Genomic DNA, 15,010 nt, shown 5'->3' with positions numbered 1-15,010 from the left:
GTTGGCTGCCAAGAAAAAACCTGCACCCAAGCGTGGCGCCAGCCGTTACCAAGCTCCTGCAAAGCAACCGATCCCGGGTTGGTTGTGGATGGCGATCGGCCTGACGGTCGGCGCCTTCATCGTATTCCTGATGAAGCTGGAACCGGGCAAGGGCAGCGACACGGTCAAGCGTGAGAAAGTCGAGCAACAGCAACAGCAGAAAGCCAGCAAGATCGCCGAGGCCAACAAGACCCCGCCGAGCCCGACGCAACCGGTGAAGCCGAAGTACGACTTCTACACCTTGCTGCCGGAATCGGAAGTCATCGTGCCGCCGGATGCCGTGCCGGAGAAAACCCTGCCGACACCGCAAGTGCCGGCTATCCCGACCACGCCGGTCACCCCGGCCGAAGCGGCGAAGATCGACACGGCTCGCGCCCAGGCTGCCTTGGCCGGGATTACGCCGCCTCCTGCGCCGCCGGTGAAGGCTGCGCCGGTGACCAAGTTCTTCCTGCAGGCTGGCTCGTTCCGCAAAGAGACCGATGCGGACAAGGTTCGGGCACAGATCATCCTGCTGGGCCAGGCCGTGGCGGTTGAGTCCGGCACGGTGAAGGACGAAACCTGGTATCGGGTGCTGGTCGGTCCGTTCAGCAACCGCGAACAACTGACCACCGCGCAGAAACAATTGGCCGGTGCAGGTTTCAGCAATTTGTTGTTACAACAACGCCAGAGCCGCTGACCGACTGCCACAGCAGCTCCTACAGAGGTATCTACCCCTGTAGGAGCTGCCGCAGGCTGCGATCTTTTCAAGGCTCGCGCGGCATTCGTCTTCCCGGTATAAAGAGCGAGATCAAAAGATCGCAGCCTTCGGCAGCTCCTACGCGCCTCGCACCACTCGTCCCCTCTCCCGTCCTACAGTTGAAATCCTCTCCACCACCCCCATATGAATGGGCATAAGGCATTTTCGCCCCGCTGCGTGGAGACTCTTCCCTTGACCACCATCGTTTCAGTTCGCCGCCACGGCAAAGTCGTCATGGGCGGCGACGGCCAGGTTTCCCTTGGTAATACCGTGATGAAAGGCAACGCGAAAAAAGTTCGCCGCCTGTACCACGGTCAGGTCATTGCCGGTTTTGCCGGTGCCACCGCCGACGCCTTTACCCTCTTCGAACGTTTCGAAGGCCAGCTTGAAAAACACCAGGGCCACCTGGTGCGCGCCGCCGTCGAACTCGCCAAAGAATGGCGCACCGACCGCTCCCTGAGCCGCCTTGAAGCCATGCTCGCGGTCGCCAACAAGGACGCCTCCCTGATCATTACCGGCAACGGCGATGTGGTTGAACCCGAAGACGGCCTGATTGCCATGGGTTCCGGTGGCGCCTACGCCCAGGCCGCGGCCAGCGCGCTGCTGAAAAAGACTGATCTGTCGGCCCGTGAGATCGTCGAAACCGCCCTCGGTATCGCCGGCGACATCTGTGTATTCACCAACCACACCCAGACCATTGAGGAGCAGGACTGCGCCGAGTAAGCCTGTTTCGGCCCCGCGCCACGGCTCATTCTTGCTTGAGGTCCTTTAAATACTATGTCCATGACTCCCCGTGAAATCGTCCACGAACTCAACCGCCACATCATCGGCCAGGACGATGCCAAGCGCGCCGTCGCCATTGCCCTGCGCAACCGCTGGCGCCGCATGCAGCTGCCTGAAGAGCTGCGTGTTGAAGTAACGCCAAAGAACATCCTGATGATCGGCCCGACCGGTGTCGGTAAAACCGAGATCGCCCGTCGCCTGGCAAAACTGGCCAACGCGCCGTTCATCAAGGTCGAAGCAACCAAGTTCACCGAAGTCGGCTATGTCGGCCGCGACGTCGAATCGATCATCCGTGACCTGGCCGATGCCGCGATCAAGCTGCTGCGCGAACAGGAAATCGTCAAGGTTCGCCACCGCGCCGAAGACGCCGCCGAAGAGCGCATCCTCGACGCCCTGCTGCCACCGGCACGCATGGGCTTCAGCAGCGACGACGCCCCGACGGCCGACTCCAATACCCGCCAGCTGTTCCGCAAACGCCTGCGCGAAGGTCAGCTGGATGACAAGGAGATCGAAATCGAGGTCGCCGAAATGGCCGGCGTCGATATCTCCGCGCCACCGGGCATGGAAGAAATGACCAACCAGTTGCAAAGCCTGTTTGCCAACATGGGCAAGGGCAAGAAGAAAGCCCGCAAACTCAAGGTCAAGGAAGCGCTGAAGCTGGTGCGCGACGAAGAAGCCAGCCGCCTGGTCAACGATGAAGAATTGAAGGCCAAGGCCCTGGAAGCGGTCGAACAGCACGGCATCGTGTTCATCGACGAAATCGACAAAGTGGCCAAGCGTGGCAATTCCGGTGGCGTCGATGTGTCCCGCGAAGGCGTGCAGCGCGACCTGCTGCCGCTGATCGAAGGCTGCACCGTCAACACCAAGCTGGGCATGGTCAAGACCGACCACATCCTGTTCATTGCCTCCGGTGCGTTCCACCTGAGCAAGCCGAGCGACCTGGTGCCCGAGTTGCAAGGCCGCCTGCCGATCCGTGTCGAACTCAAGGCCCTGAGCCCCGAGGACTTCGAACGCATCCTCAGCGAGCCTCACGCCTCGCTCACCGAGCAATACTGCGCACTGCTGAAAACCGAAGGCCTGGGCATCGAGTTCCAGCCGAGCGGTATCAAGCGCATCGCGGAAATCGCCTGGCAGGTCAACGAGAAAACCGAAAACATCGGTGCCCGTCGCCTGCACACCCTGCTCGAGCGCCTGCTCGAAGAGGTGTCGTTCAGCGCCGGTGACCTGGCCAGCGTCCATGACGGCAAGGTGATCCAGATCGACGCCGACTACGTCAACAGCCACTTGGGCGAATTGGCGCAGAACGAAGACCTGTCCCGTTATATCCTGTAGGTCACCTATTCTCCTGTGAGAACGAAACACTTGTAGGAGCTGCCGCAGGCTGCGATCTTTTGATCTGGTTTTTGAAGCAAGACCAAATGATCGCAGCCTGCGGCAGCTCCTACAGATCGTTCCACATAGACGGACGACCAGCCATGACCCAACTCCCCACCGACATCAAGCTGCACAAAGCCTCGAAAACCCTGACGCTCAAATACGCGTCCGGCGAGGAATACACCCTGCCCGCCGAGTTCCTGCGCGTGCACTCTCCTTCCGCCGAGGTCCAGGGCCATGGCAAACCCATCCTGCAATTTGGCAAGATCAACGTAGGACTGACCAAGCTGGAACCGGCCGGCCAGTACGCACTGAAACTGACCTTCGACGACGGCCACGACAGCGGCTTGTTCACCTGGGAATATCTGTACGAGTTGGGGCGACGTTATGACGCACTCTGGGAAGATTATCTGGCCGAGCTCAAAGCCGCCGGAAAAACCCGCGATCCGAACGAATCCGTCGTCAGGCTGATGCTCTAATCCGAGCCTCTTGCTCTTTAGAGGGCATTTTCTAATTTCATCTGTTTGAATGCTCCGCTCCAGGGCCGCCGATTGGCCTGCTTGCGAAAAAAATTAAACTCGGGTAACCAATGGAACTGGCAAGTTCCCTGCAGTGCTCTCTGCATTAAAAAAGCAGCGATGCAGTATTAACGGTCACCCCGAGCAGTAGTACCTGGCATTGGCTGTGTGACTACACAGCAGGACCCGGTACTCGTCTCAGGACAATGGAGCGTCGTAGATGAGTAACAAGAATAACGATGACTTGAAGAGTCAAGCCTCGGAAAACACCTTGGGGCTGAATCCTGTCGTTGGACTGCGTGGAAAGGATCTACTGGCTTCTGCTCGAATGGTGCTCAGGCAGGCCATCAAGCAACCGATTCACAGCGCCAAGCATGTCGCTCATTTCGGCCTTGAACTCAAGAACGTGCTGCTCGGTAAATCCGAGCTGCTACCGACCAGCGATGACCGTCGTTTCGCGGATCCGGCCTGGAGCCAGAACCCGCTCTACAAACGCTATCTGCAAACCTACCTGGCGTGGCGCAAGGAACTCCACGACTGGATCGACGACAGTAACCTGCCGGCCAAGGACGTCAGCCGCGGGCACTTCGTGATCAACCTCATGACCGAGGCCTTCGCCCCGACCAACACGGCGGCCAACCCGGCGGCGGTCAAGCGCTTCTTCGAAACCGGTGGCAAGAGCCTGCTCGATGGCCTCTCGCACCTGGCCAAGGACCTGGTGCATAACGGCGGCATGCCGAGCCAGGTCAACATGGGCGCATTCGAGGTCGGCAAGACCCTTGGCGTGACCGAGGGTGCGGTGGTCTTTCGCAACGACGTGCTGGAGCTGATCCAGTACAAGCCGATCACCGAGCAGGTGCATGAACGCCCACTGCTGGTGGTACCGCCACAGATCAACAAGTTCTACGTTTTCGACCTGAGCCCGGAAAAGAGCCTGGCGCGGTTCTGCCTGCGCAACAACATGCAGACCTTCATCGTCAGCTGGCGCAACCCGACCAAGGAGCAGCGCGAGTGGGGCCTGTCGACCTACATCGAAGCGCTCAAGGAAGCGGTTGATGTGGTCACCGCCATCACCGGCAGCAAAGACGTGAACATGCTCGGTGCCTGCTCCGGTGGCATCACCTGCACCGCGCTACTGGGCCACTATGCGGCAATCGGCGAGAACAAGGTCAACGCCCTGACCCTGCTGGTCAGTGTGCTCGACACCACCCTGGACAGCGACGTGGCCCTGTTCGTCGACGAGCAAACCCTCGAGGCCGCCAAGCGCCAGTCGTACCAGGCCGGTGTGCTGGAAGGCCGCGACATGGCGAAAGTCTTCGCCTGGATGCGCCCCAACGACCTGATCTGGAACTACTGGGTCAACAACTACCTGCTGGGCAACGAGCCGCCGGTATTCGACATCCTGTTCTGGAACAACGACACCACCCGGTTGCCCGCCGCGTTCCATGGCGACCTGATCGAGATGTTCAAAAGTAACCCGTTGACCCGTGCCGATGCACTGGAAGTGTGCGGAACGCCGATCGACCTGAAGAAGGTCACCGCCGACATCTTCTCCCTGGCCGGCACCAGCGACCACATTACCCCGTGGCGTTCCTGCTACAAGTCGGCGCAACTGTTCGGCGGCAACGTTGAATTCGTGCTGTCCAGCAGCGGGCACATCCAGAGCATTCTGAACCCGCCGGGCAATCCGAAATCGCGCTACATGACCAGCACCGAAATGCCCGCCAATGCTGATGACTGGCAGGAAGAGTCGACCAAGCACGCCGACTCCTGGTGGCTGCACTGGCAGGCGTGGCAAGCACAGCGTTCGGGCAACCTGAAAAAAGCTCCGCTGAAACTGGGCAACAAGGCCTATCCAGCGGGTGAAGCCGCACCGGGCACCTATGTACACGAGCGGTAACTGACACACCTCAACTTCCCTGTGGGAGCGAGCTTGCTCGCGATGACGGTGGCAGGTTTGGCATATGCGCTGACTGACACTCCGCTATCGCGAGCAAGCTCGCTCCCACAGGGGGCGAGGATGAATTGGAAAAAGCGACCCACAGGGCCAGAAGCATGCCGCAACCCTTCATATTCCGTACCGTCGATCTGGATGGCCAGACGCTCCGCACGGCAGTACGCCCCGGCAAGCCTCACTTGACGCCCCTGCTGATTTTCAACGGCATCGGCGCCAACCTGGAGCTGGTGTTCCCGTTCATCGCGGCACTGGACCCGGACCTGGAAGTCATCGCCTTCGACGTACCCGGCGTTGGCGGTTCGTCAACACCGAACCGGCCTTATCGTTTTCCGAGCCTGGCGAAACTCACGGCGCGCATGCTCGACTATCTCGACTATGGGCAAGTCAACGTCATCGGCGTGTCCTGGGGGGGCGCACTGGCCCAGCAGTTCGCCTTCGACTATCCGGAACGCTGCAAGAAACTCGTGCTGGCCGCGACGGCGGCGGGTGCGGTGATGGTGCCGGGCAAACCGAAAGTGCTGTGGATGATGGCCAGCCCGCGACGCTACATCCAGCCGTCCCACGTGATCCGCATTGCACCGATGATCTACGGTGGTGCGTTCCGTCGCGACCCGACGCTGGCCGCGAGCCATGCGGCCAAGGTGCGTTCGGCGGGCAAGCTCGGTTACTACTGGCAGCTGTTTGCCGGCCTCGGCTGGACCAGCATCCACTGGCTGCACAAGATCCGCCAGCCGACCCTGGTACTGGCCGGCGACGATGACCCTCTGATCCCGCTGATCAACATGCGCGTGCTGGCCTGGCGGATTCCCAACGCCCAGTTGCACATCATCGATGACGGGCATCTGTTCCTGATTACCCGGGCTGAAGCGGTGGCCCCGATCATCATGAAATTCCTGGAAGAGGAGCGCCAGCGCGCGGTGATGCATCCGCGTCCGGCGCCATTAGGCGGCTAAAACCGCTGCATCAGCGGTCGGCAGGACGCCACGCCGCGCAACAACCCGTTACAGCGTCTATGGTGTTTTGGTTCGGTGTGTTTGTTTTTGGCCTGAAGACGAAGGAGTGTTGACTCATGCGCGAGAAACCAGCGAGGGATTCTTTACCGACTCCCGCCGCGTTCATCAATGCACAGAGTGCGATTACCGGTCTGCGCGGTCGGGATCTGCTGTCGACCCTGCGCAGTGTGGCCGCCCATGGCTTGCGCAATCCGGTGCACAGCGCCCGACATGCCCTCAAACTCGGCGGTCAGCTTGGCCGTGTGCTGCTGGGCGAAACCCTGCATCCGACCAATCCGCAGGACGCCCGCTTCACCGATCCGGCGTGGAGCCTCAACCCGTTTTATCGGCGTAGCCTGCAGGCCTATCTGAGCTGGCAGAAACAGGTCAAGAGCTGGATCGACGAGAGCGACATGAGCCCGGACGACCGTGCCCGCGCCCACTTCGCTTTCGCCTTGCTCAACGACGCCGTATCGCCCTCCAACACTCTGCTCAATCCACTGGCGGTCAAGGAGCTGTTCAATTCCGGCGGCAACAGCCTGGTGCGCGGCATCAGCCATTTGGTAGACGATCTACTGCACAACGATGGCCTGCCCCGGCAAGTCACCAAGCAAGCGTTCGAGGTTGGCAAGACGGTCGCCACCACCACCGGTGCCGTGGTGTTTCGCAACGAGCTGCTGGAGTTGATCCAGTACAAGCCGATGAGCGAAAAGCAGTACTCCAAGCCCCTGCTGGTGGTGCCGCCGCAAATCAACAAGTACTACATTTTCGACCTGAGCCCCCACAACAGCTTCGTCCAGTTCGCCCTGAAAAACGGCCTGCAAACCTTCATGATCAGCTGGCGCAACCCGGATGTGCGCCATCGCGAATGGGGGCTCTCGACCTACGTGGAAGCCGTGGAAGAAGCCATGAATGTCTGCCGGGCGATCACCGGCGCACGGGAGGTCAACCTGATGGGCGCCTGCGCCGGCGGGCTGACCATTGCCGCATTGCAGGGTCACTTGCAGGCCAAGCGGCAGCTGCGCAGGGTGTCCAGCGCGACTTACCTGGTGAGCCTGCTCGACAGTCAGATGGATAGCCCCGCGACGCTGTTCGCCGACGAACAGACCCTGGAAGCGGCCAAGCGCCGTTCCTATCAGAAAGGTGTGCTGGACGGCCGCGACATGGCCAAGGTCTTCGCCTGGATGCGCCCCAACGATTTGATCTGGAGCTACTTCGTCAACAACTACCTGTTGGGCAAGGAGCCACCGGCGTTCGACATCCTCTACTGGAACAACGACAACACGCGTCTACCGGCCGCCCTGCATGGCGACCTGCTGGACTTCTTCAAGCACAACCCGCTGACTCACCCGGGTGGCCTGGAAGTGTGTGGCACACCGATCGACTTGCAGAAGGTCACCGTCGACAGCTTCAGCGTCGCCGGCATCAACGATCACATCACGCCGTGGGACGCGGTGTATCGCTCGACGCTGTTGCTCGGTGGCGAGCGCCGCTTCGTGCTGTCCAACAGTGGTCATGTGCAGAGCATCCTCAACCCGCCGAGCAACCCGAAAGCCAACTACGTCGAGAACGGCAAACTGAGCAGCGACCCCCGTGCCTGGTACTACGACGCCAAGCGTGTCGACGGCAGTTGGTGGGCCCTGTGGCTGAGCTGGATTCAGGAACGCTCCGGCGCGCAGAAGGAAACCCACATGGCCCTCGGCAACCAGAACTATCCACCGATGGAGGCGGCACCCGGTACTTACGTGCGCGTGCGCTGACGTTCAACGAGCCACGGCCGCTGTCGGCCGTGGCAAGACCCGATCATTAAGAAGACTGGATGAAAACCCGCGACCGGATTCTCGAATGTGCTCTGCAGTTGTTCAATCAAAAGGGCGAACCGAATGTCTCCACCATGGAAGTTGCCAATGAAATGGGCATCAGCCCGGGCAACCTCTACTACCACTTCCACGGTAAGGAACCGCTGATTCTCGGGCTGTTCGAGCGCTTCCAGGGAGAACTGGCGCCCTTGCTCGATCCACCGGCCGATGCCGAACTGGCACCCGAAGAATACTGGCTGTTCCTGCACCTGATCGTCGAGCGCCTGTCCCACTACCGGTTCCTGTTCCAGGACCTGTCGAACCTCGCCGGGCGCCTGCCGAAACTGGCCAAGGGCATTCGCAATCTGCTCAATGCACTCAAGCGCACACTGGCGTCGCTGCTGGCGCGGTTGCAGGCGCAAGGACTGCTGGTCAGCGATACCCAGGCACTGGGGCAACTGGTGGAACAGATCACCATGACGCTGCTGTTCTCACTGGATTACCAGCGGATCCTGGATCGTCAGGGCGAGGTGCGATTGGTGGTTTACCAGATCATGATGCTGGTGGCGCCGCACCTGCTGCCGTCGATGAAGGCTGCAACCGAACAGATGGCGATGGAGTATCTGGAAGACCATTAAGATCAAAAGATCGCAGCCTTCGGCAGCTCCTACGATTGCCCTGTAGGAGCTGCCGAAGGCTGCGATCTTTTTCTATACGCAAACAAAAACGCCCGGCCTTCACAGGTCGGGCGTTTTCTTGAGCCCTGAAAATCAGGACTGACTGGTTGGCGTCGTTGGAGCTGGCGCGACAGTCGGGGTGACAGCAGGGGTCGGTGCGGTCGCGGAGTTCGATGCGCTGACCGGAGCTGCCGGCGTTGCCGGTTTGGCAGCTGCCACTGCTGGTTTTGGCGCGGCGGCTTTTGGAGCTGCCGGCTTTTTCACCGCTGGTTTTTTCGCTGCAGCGGGTTTGGCTGCTGGCTTGGCCGCTGCAGTTTTCGCTGCAGGCTTGGCGGCCGGTTTAGCCGCAGGTTTAGCGGCGGCTTTTGCGGCAACCGGCTTGGCCGCTGGTTTGGCTGCGGCCGGTTTGGCGGCTGCAGTTTTAGCCGCAGGCTTGGCAGCAGGTTTGGCCGCTGCTTTTGCCAGTGGCTTGGCTGCGGTTTTGGCGGCCGGTTTGGCAGCAGGCTTGGCTGCCGCGGTTTTCGCCGCAACAGGCGCAACCTTGGCACCGGTCAGTTTTTCGATTTGCTTGGTCAGTGTTTCGACCTTGCTGTGCAGTGCCTTGACTTCGTTGCGGCTCGGTACGCCCAGACGCGAAATGGCGCTGTTCAGACGCTTGTCGAAAGCACCTTCCAGCTCATCCCACTTGCCCAGTGCGCGATCTTTCACGCCGCTGATACGCGATTTGGCCGAAGAAGCGGAGTCCTTGGCGGCGTCGACAGTCTTGCCAACAGCGCTCTTGGTGAGCTTCTCGGCTTTCTCGCCGTCTTTAACCAATGCATCGAAGAGTTTGCTGCCGTCAGTGTCGATCTTCGAGTACACGCCTAAACCAGCCAGCCAGATTTTTCGGGAGTAATCTTCAACCTTCCCGATCCACGAGCTGCCTTCTTTTTCGGTTTTCTTTTTAACAGCCATCCCGTTCTCCTTAAGATTTACGCGCGACACGTTCGAGCAATGCCGTCAGCTCATCGAGCTTAGCAGAGAGTGTCTCAACGTCATGTTTAGACGGAATACCGATACGATTCAAGGCACTTGCGACACGCGTGTCGAACGCCTTCTCGACCTTGTCGAGTTGAACTTCGACACGGCCTTTGAAAGTGCTGACTTCACTCTTGGCTTCATCGATCTCGGCATTGGCCGCTTCAAGTTTCTCGGCAACTACCTTTTTGCCTTTCTTTTCAACAACCTGACCAGCCTTGATCAGCTCTTGAAAGTACTCGCTGCCCTCTTGGCCGACCTTGGCGTAGGCACCCAGGCCTGCCAGCCAGATCTTGCGGGCATAGGATTTGACGTCGCCCAGCGTGCCAGTCGACGGGTCGATTTTTTTCTTCAAAATAACTTTGGCCATGGTGCACCTCACGCGCAGAAGGTTTGAGGAACTGCCCGCGAAATTGTCGGGCTTGGGCACAAAGTAGGGAGAAAAATTAGAAACGGCACCCTAACAACTGACATAAATCGGTGGTGCCTTCAGGAAAAGATCGCAGCCTTCGGCAGCTCCTACAGACTTATGCCGTACCAATGTAGGAGCTGCCGAAGGCTGCGATCTTTTTCGTGTTACGCCAACGCTTTATCCAGCGCCTTTTCGATTTCCGCTTTGATCATGCCGCTCATGGCCGACATCATCAGGCCCAGTTCCACGTCGACCTTGATCGAGTCTTCACTGACATGCACCGCGCCCTTCACACCCGAGCGCTTGAGGTTCAGGGTGTCGCCGGACCACTGCGGCTCCAGGCCATACTGGTCGGAAAGTTTCTGCGCCAGCTTGTCGGCCTTTTCGCGAGCCGCTTCCTTACCCAGGCCATGGGCACGTTCAACACTAATACGGGCCATCGAATGACTCCTGCTTTATGGATGCTTTCCCGAGGCATCTTGACCTCTGCTGCGTCAAAACGTCCCGATGGTTGCCCATCTTACCTTCAGCCTTGCCAAGACAAAGCATGCCTTGGGGATTAGAATGTCGCGCATTCTCTTTTGGTGACAGCGATATGACTGATCAGCGCAAAGGCAGCGATGCCGAACCCACCACTCACTTCGGCTTCAAAAACGTTCCGGAAAGCCAGAAAGCGGAAAAAGTCGCTGAGGTTTTCCACTCGGTAGCCGCCAAGTACGACCTGATGAACGACCTTCTGTCGGGTGGCATGCACCGCCTGTGGAAGCGTTTTGCGATCGAATTGTCGGGCGTGCGCACCGGTAACCGCGTGCTGGACATCGCCGGCGGTACCGGCGATCTGACCCGCAAGTTCTCGCACCTGGTAGGCCCGACCGGCCAGGTCGTGTTGGCCGACATCAACGAATCCATGCTCAAGGTCGGTCGTGACCGCCTGCTGGACCTCGGTGTGGCCGGCAACGTCGAATTCGTCCAGGCCGACGCGGAAAAACTGCCGTTCCCGGACAACCATTTCGACTGCGTGACCATCGCCTTCGGCCTGCGTAACGTGACCCACAAGGAAGATGCCCTGCGCTCGATGCTGCGCGTGCTCAAGCCCGGCGGCCGTTTGCTGGTTCTGGAGTTCTCCAAGCCGACCAACGCGCTGATGTCCAAGGCCTACGACGCCTACTCGTTCGCCTTCATGCCGCTGATGGGCAAGCTGATCACCAACGATTCGGAAAGCTATCGCTACCTGGCCGAATCGATCCGCATGCACCCGAACCAGGAAACCCTGAAGTCGATGATGGTCGAGGCCGGTTTCGATCGCGTGACCTATCACAACATGACCGCAGGCATCGTTGCCCTGCACCGCGGCATCAAGCCCTGATGCTGCTCGCCGGCCTGCTCGCCAGCGTTGAACTCGGCCTGAACCGGGTGCTGCGTCTCGACAGCACGGCGCTGCCGCGGCTGGCGCACTTGACCGGCAAAGTGATTGCCGTCGATTGCCGCAGCCCGGCGCTGCAACTGTTCATCCTGCCCAGCGACGAAGGCCTGATGCTCGCCTCCCAGTGGGAAACCGGCGCCGATTGCACCTTGCGTGCACCGGCCTCGAGCCTGTTGAAACTGGCCATGAGCAAGGACAAGACTTCCGTTCTGCACGCCCCTGAAGTCGAACTCGACGGCGACAGCGGCGTGCTGCTGGAGCTGGCGGCGATCCTTCAGGACCTGGAGCTGGACTGGGAGTACGAGCTGTCGCGCTGGCTCGGCCCGGTAGCCACGCAGCTGGTCGGCGGTCACCTGCGCAGCCGCGCCCGCTGGTATCAACAAGGCTTTGCCAGCCTGGGCCAGAACCTGGGCGAATACCTGGCCGAAGAATCGCGCACCCTCGTCGGTCAGCGCGAGGCCGAAGCCCGATTCAGTGAACTGGACCAGATCAAGCTCGATCTGGAACGTCTCGAGGCGCGTTTCGAGCGCCTTTCCCGATCCCTCGACCCAAGCGATAACGCATGAAGCTGCTTGCCGTCCGCCGTTTGTTGCGCATCCAGCGCGTCGTGATCCGTTACCGCCTCGATGACCTGCTGTTCGCCCTGCCACTGCCCTGGTTCTTGCGGGCACTGCGTTATGCCTTGCCGTGGCGCTGGTTCCCACGCAAGACCCTGGACCTGAGCCGTGGCGCGCGCTTGCGCCTGGCATTACAGGACCTGGGGCCGATCTTCATCAAGTTCGGACAGATCCTGTCCACCCGCCGCGACCTGCTGCCCGAAGACATCGCCGATGAGCTGATGAAGTTGCAGGACCGGGTGCCGCCGTTCGACTCGCAAGTGTCGGTCAAGCTGATCGAAGAACAGCTGGGCAAGAAAATCAGCGAAGTGTTCAGCCGTTTCGACGTCGAACCGCTGGCCTCGGCCTCGGTGGCGCAGGTGCATGCCGCGCAACTGAAAACCGGTGAAGAAGTCGTGGTCAAGGTGATCCGCCCAGGCCTCAAGCCGGTGATCGCCCAGGACCTGGCGTGGCTGTTCATCCTCGCCCGCGCCGCCGAAAAACTCTCGGCCGATGCGCGCCTGCTGCACCCGGTGGACGTGGTCAGCGACTACGAAAAAACCATCTACGACGAACTCGACCTATTGCGCGAGGCGGCCAATGCCAGCCAGTTGAAGCGCAATTTCGAAGGCTCGCCGCTGCTGTACGTGCCGCAAGTCTATTGGGACTGGTGCCGGCCGAAAGTGCTGGTGATGGAACGCATCTACGGCATTCAGGTCACCGATCTGGCGACTCTTGCCGACCAGCGCACCGACATGAAAATGCTCGCCGAACGTGGCGTGGAGATTTTCTTCACCCAGGTGTTCCGCGACAGCTTCTTCCACGCCGACATGCACCCTGGCAACATTTTCGTCAGCACCGTGAATCCGTGGAGCCCGCAGTATATTGCCATCGACTGCGGCATCGTCGGCAGCCTGACCCCGGAAGACCAGGATTACCTGGCGCGCAACCTGTTCGCCTTCTTCAAGCGCGATTACCGTCGCGTGGCGCAGTTGCACATTGATTCGGGCTGGGTGCCGGCGGAAACCAAACTCAACGAGTTCGAAGCAGCGATCCGTACCGTGTGCGAGCCGATCTTCGAAAAACCGTTAAAAGATATTTCCTTCGGCCAGGTGCTGATGCGCCTGTTCCAGACTGCGCGCCGCTTCAACATGGAAGTGCAGCCACAATTGGTCCTGCTGCAAAAAACCCTGCTGAACATCGAAGGCCTGGGCCGCCAGCTGTACCCGGACCTCGATCTGTGGAACACCGCGCAGCCGTTCCTCGAACGCTGGATGCGCGAGCGGGTCAGCCCCAAAGCCCTGCTCGGCAATGTGCACAGCCAGTTCGAACAGATCCCGCACCTGGCCAACATGGCCCGCGACCTGCTCGAACGCATGTCACAACCCCATGCCCTCAACCCGCCGCCTTCGTGGCACCGACGCCGAGACGACTGGTTCCTGCGCCTGCTCGGTACGGCCCACCTGGCCGGTGGCGCCGTCCTTGCCGCGGGCGGTCCGCTGAACCAGTTGGCCTATTGGCCGGCGGGAATCATGATGGCGGTCGGTTTGTATCTGGTCGTGCGCCGATAGCCAGTTGTGTGAACGACTGGCACACTGTTTGAACGCCTGAGCTCGGCTATTGAAGTGTCGAGCCCGCTGTCGGAGTCGAAGATGAAAAACTGGCTGGACGAGATCAAGTGGGACGCTGACGGCCTGGTGCCGGCCATCGCCCAGGATCACAAGACCGGGCGCGTCCTGATGATGGCCTGGATGAACCGCGAAGCACTGGAACTGACCGCTGCCGAGAACCGCGCCATTTACTGGTCACGTTCGCGTGGCAAGCTGTGGCGCAAGGGCGAAGAGTCCGGCCATGTGCAAACCCTGCACGAGATGCGCCTGGACTGCGACGCCGACGTGATCATCCTGATGGTCGAGCAGATCGGCGACATCGCCTGCCATACCGGCCGCCAGAGCTGCTTCTACCGCGTCTATGAGAACGGCGACTGGACAACCGTCGACCCGGTCCTGAAAGATCCGCACGCCATCTATTGCGCAGGGCACAAACATGAGTGACACGCTGAACCGTCTGGCCGAGGTACTGGAAGAGCGCAAAGGCGCCGCTGCCGACAGCTCATACGTCGCCAGCCTGTACCACAAGGGCTTGAACAAGATTCTGGAAAAAGTCGGCGAAGAGTCGGTCGAAACCATCATCGCCGCCAAGGACGCCGCCGTCAGCGGCGACTGCAGCGATGTGATCTACGAAACCGCCGATCTGTGGTTCCACAGTATGGTCATGCTCGCCCAACTGGGGCAGCATCCACAGGCTGTACTCGATGAACTGGACCGTCGTTTCGGTCTCTCCGGACACGCCGAGAAAGCCTCGCGCCCGTCCGCCTGAATAACTATTAGAGAGGAGCAGCAGCATGGGCATTTTTGACTGGAAACACTGGATCGTCATCCTGGTGGTCGTGGTACTGGTGTTCGGCACCAAGAAACTGAAAAACCTTGGCACCGACGTCGGCGAGTCGATCAAGGGCTTCAAGAAAGCCATGAACGATGACGAAAAACCGGCCGATCCAAATGCGACCCCGGCCCAACCGGTTCCACCGGTACAGCCTCAGGCCTCTGTAAATCAGCCGCACACCATCGACGTGCAGGCACAGAAAGTCGAAGAGCCGATCCGCAAAGACGTGTGAGCACTGACTA

General features: G+C 60.2%; 17 protein-coding genes. 14 read left to right on the top strand and 3 right to left on the bottom strand.

All coding sequences use genetic code 11. The features are described from left to right. The first annotated feature begins 1 nt into the window (after position 1). The 8 genes from ACM6IT_RS14655 (at position 2) to ACM6IT_RS14620 (ending at position 8,836) form a co-directional block, all read left to right on the top strand. Entirely contained in the window at positions 2–715 is a 714-nt protein-coding gene (locus ACM6IT_RS14655) for an SPOR domain-containing protein (RefSeq protein ID WP_007975583.1), read from the top strand. A gap of 252 nt (positions 716–967) precedes the next feature. After that, a complete protein-coding gene (gene hslV / locus ACM6IT_RS14650; protein ID WP_007975582.1) occupies positions 968–1,498 on the top strand; it encodes an ATP-dependent protease subunit HslV in 531 nt (176 codons plus the stop codon). Between the two features lie 54 nt (positions 1,499–1,552). Further along, on the top strand, positions 1,553–2,890 hold the full coding sequence (gene hslU / locus ACM6IT_RS14645; protein ID WP_056725716.1) for an HslU--HslV peptidase ATPase subunit: 1,338 nt from the start codon (positions 1,553–1,555) through the stop codon (positions 2,888–2,890). A 143-nt stretch (positions 2,891–3,033) separates the two neighbouring features. Beyond that, positions 3,034–3,411 carry a gamma-butyrobetaine hydroxylase-like domain-containing protein gene (locus ACM6IT_RS14640; RefSeq protein WP_414914167.1) on the top strand — a complete coding sequence of 126 codons (378 nt, stop codon included), beginning with the start codon at positions 3,034–3,036 and terminating at the stop codon, positions 3,409–3,411. A 259-nt stretch (positions 3,412–3,670) separates the two neighbouring features. Next, the gene (gene phaC, locus ACM6IT_RS14635; protein ID WP_056725720.1) at positions 3,671–5,350 is read left to right on the top strand and encodes a class II poly(R)-hydroxyalkanoic acid synthase; all 1,680 of its coding nucleotides are present in this window, start codon (positions 3,671–3,673) and stop codon (positions 5,348–5,350) included. A 155-nt stretch (positions 5,351–5,505) separates the two neighbouring features. Then, positions 5,506–6,360 (top strand): poly(3-hydroxyalkanoate) depolymerase, encoded by an 855-nt coding sequence (phaZ, locus tag ACM6IT_RS14630; RefSeq protein ID WP_056725721.1) that lies wholly within the window; start codon positions 5,506–5,508, stop codon positions 6,358–6,360. 116 nt (positions 6,361–6,476) lie between these two features. Continuing rightward, positions 6,477–8,159 carry a class II poly(R)-hydroxyalkanoic acid synthase gene (gene phaC, locus ACM6IT_RS14625; RefSeq protein WP_414918233.1) on the top strand — a complete coding sequence of 561 codons (1,683 nt, stop codon included), beginning with the start codon at positions 6,477–6,479 and terminating at the stop codon, positions 8,157–8,159. 59 nt (positions 8,160–8,218) lie between these two features. Beyond that, positions 8,219–8,836, top strand: a complete 618-nt coding sequence (locus ACM6IT_RS14620) for a TetR/AcrR family transcriptional regulator (RefSeq protein WP_223541769.1) — start codon at positions 8,219–8,221, stop codon at positions 8,834–8,836. A 132-nt stretch (positions 8,837–8,968) separates the two neighbouring features. Here the strand turns inward: ACM6IT_RS14620 and ACM6IT_RS14615 are convergent, their stop codons facing one another. From ACM6IT_RS14615 to ACM6IT_RS14605, 3 genes are all read right to left on the bottom strand, one after another. Next, the gene (locus tag ACM6IT_RS14615; RefSeq protein WP_056725726.1) at positions 8,969–9,829 is read right to left on the bottom strand and encodes a phasin family protein; all 861 of its coding nucleotides are present in this window, start codon (positions 9,827–9,829) and stop codon (positions 8,969–8,971) included. A 10-nt stretch (positions 9,830–9,839) separates the two neighbouring features. Beyond that, on the bottom strand, positions 9,840–10,262 hold the full coding sequence (locus ACM6IT_RS14610) for a phasin family protein (protein ID WP_056725728.1): 423 nt from the start codon (positions 10,260–10,262) through the stop codon (positions 9,840–9,842). A gap of 206 nt (positions 10,263–10,468) precedes the next feature. Then, a complete protein-coding gene (locus ACM6IT_RS14605) occupies positions 10,469–10,744 on the bottom strand; it encodes a polyhydroxyalkanoic acid system family protein (RefSeq protein WP_150811973.1) in 276 nt (91 codons plus the stop codon). A gap of 155 nt (positions 10,745–10,899) precedes the next feature. Between ACM6IT_RS14605 and ubiE the strand changes: the two genes are divergently transcribed. The 6 genes from ubiE (at position 10,900) to ACM6IT_RS14575 (ending at position 15,000) form a co-directional block, all read left to right on the top strand. Beyond that, positions 10,900–11,670 (top strand): bifunctional demethylmenaquinone methyltransferase/2-methoxy-6-polyprenyl-1,4-benzoquinol methylase UbiE, encoded by a 771-nt coding sequence (gene ubiE, locus ACM6IT_RS14600; RefSeq protein ID WP_007989286.1) that lies wholly within the window; start codon positions 10,900–10,902, stop codon positions 11,668–11,670. Continuing rightward, on the top strand, positions 11,670–12,293 hold the full coding sequence (locus tag ACM6IT_RS14595) for an SCP2 domain-containing protein (protein ID WP_150717341.1): 624 nt from the start codon (positions 11,670–11,672) through the stop codon (positions 12,291–12,293). The genes ubiE and ACM6IT_RS14595 overlap by 1 nt, the downstream gene beginning before the upstream one ends. Beyond that, positions 12,290–13,894 (top strand): ubiquinone biosynthesis regulatory protein kinase UbiB, encoded by a 1,605-nt coding sequence (gene ubiB, locus ACM6IT_RS14590; RefSeq protein WP_056725732.1) that lies wholly within the window; start codon positions 12,290–12,292, stop codon positions 13,892–13,894. The genes ACM6IT_RS14595 and ubiB overlap by 4 nt, the downstream gene beginning before the upstream one ends. Positions 13,895–13,975: 81 nt before the next feature. Beyond that, positions 13,976–14,377 carry a phosphoribosyl-AMP cyclohydrolase gene (hisI, locus tag ACM6IT_RS14585; RefSeq protein WP_007975565.1) on the top strand — a complete coding sequence of 134 codons (402 nt, stop codon included), beginning with the start codon at positions 13,976–13,978 and terminating at the stop codon, positions 14,375–14,377. Continuing rightward, complete coding sequence (locus ACM6IT_RS14580; RefSeq protein ID WP_056725734.1) at positions 14,370–14,702, top strand: phosphoribosyl-ATP diphosphatase; 333 nt, start codon at positions 14,370–14,372, stop codon at positions 14,700–14,702. The genes hisI and ACM6IT_RS14580 overlap by 8 nt, the downstream gene beginning before the upstream one ends. Before the next feature lie 25 nt (positions 14,703–14,727). Further along, positions 14,728–15,000, top strand: a complete 273-nt coding sequence (locus tag ACM6IT_RS14575) for a twin-arginine translocase TatA/TatE family subunit (RefSeq protein ID WP_007989280.1) — start codon at positions 14,728–14,730, stop codon at positions 14,998–15,000. Positions 15,001–15,010 lie beyond the last annotated feature (10 nt).

Source organism: Pseudomonas sp. IT-P4 (assembly GCF_949767755.1).
Lineage (GTDB): Bacteria > Pseudomonadota > Gammaproteobacteria > Pseudomonadales > Pseudomonadaceae > Aquipseudomonas > Aquipseudomonas monachiensis.
The sequence above is the reverse complement of the archived record's forward strand: the minus strand, read 5'-3'. Positions and strand labels throughout refer to the sequence as shown.

Bases quoted from the DNA above. Each gene is read 5' to 3' on its own strand.
- ACM6IT_RS14615 (WP_056725726.1), bottom strand. From the start codon at position 9,829: ATGGCTGTTAAAAAGAAAACCGAAAAAGAAGGCAGCTCGTGGATCGGG.
- phaZ (WP_056725721.1), top strand. From the start codon at position 5,506: ATGCCGCAACCCTTCATATTCCGTACCGTCGATCTGGATGGCCAGACG.
- ACM6IT_RS14580 (WP_056725734.1), top strand. From the start codon at position 14,370: ATGAGTGACACGCTGAACCGTCTGGCCGAGGTACTGGAAGAGCGCAAA.
- hisI (WP_007975565.1), top strand. From the start codon at position 13,976: ATGAAAAACTGGCTGGACGAGATCAAGTGGGACGCTGACGGCCTGGTG.
- phaC (WP_056725720.1), top strand. From the start codon at position 3,671: ATGAGTAACAAGAATAACGATGACTTGAAGAGTCAAGCCTCGGAAAAC.
- ACM6IT_RS14620 (WP_223541769.1), top strand. From the start codon at position 8,219: ATGAAAACCCGCGACCGGATTCTCGAATGTGCTCTGCAGTTGTTCAAT.
- ACM6IT_RS14640 (WP_414914167.1), top strand. From the start codon at position 3,034: ATGACCCAACTCCCCACCGACATCAAGCTGCACAAAGCCTCGAAAACC.
- ubiE (WP_007989286.1), top strand. From the start codon at position 10,900: ATGACTGATCAGCGCAAAGGCAGCGATGCCGAACCCACCACTCACTTC.
- ubiB (WP_056725732.1), top strand. From the start codon at position 12,290: ATGAAGCTGCTTGCCGTCCGCCGTTTGTTGCGCATCCAGCGCGTCGTG.
- ACM6IT_RS14575 (WP_007989280.1), top strand. From the start codon at position 14,728: ATGGGCATTTTTGACTGGAAACACTGGATCGTCATCCTGGTGGTCGTG.
- ACM6IT_RS14610 (WP_056725728.1), bottom strand. From the start codon at position 10,262: ATGGCCAAAGTTATTTTGAAGAAAAAAATCGACCCGTCGACTGGCACG.
- ACM6IT_RS14595 (WP_150717341.1), top strand. From the start codon at position 11,670: ATGCTGCTCGCCGGCCTGCTCGCCAGCGTTGAACTCGGCCTGAACCGG.
- phaC (WP_414918233.1), top strand. From the start codon at position 6,477: ATGCGCGAGAAACCAGCGAGGGATTCTTTACCGACTCCCGCCGCGTTC.
- hslU (WP_056725716.1), top strand. From the start codon at position 1,553: ATGTCCATGACTCCCCGTGAAATCGTCCACGAACTCAACCGCCACATC.
- ACM6IT_RS14605 (WP_150811973.1), bottom strand. From the start codon at position 10,744: ATGGCCCGTATTAGTGTTGAACGTGCCCATGGCCTGGGTAAGGAAGCG.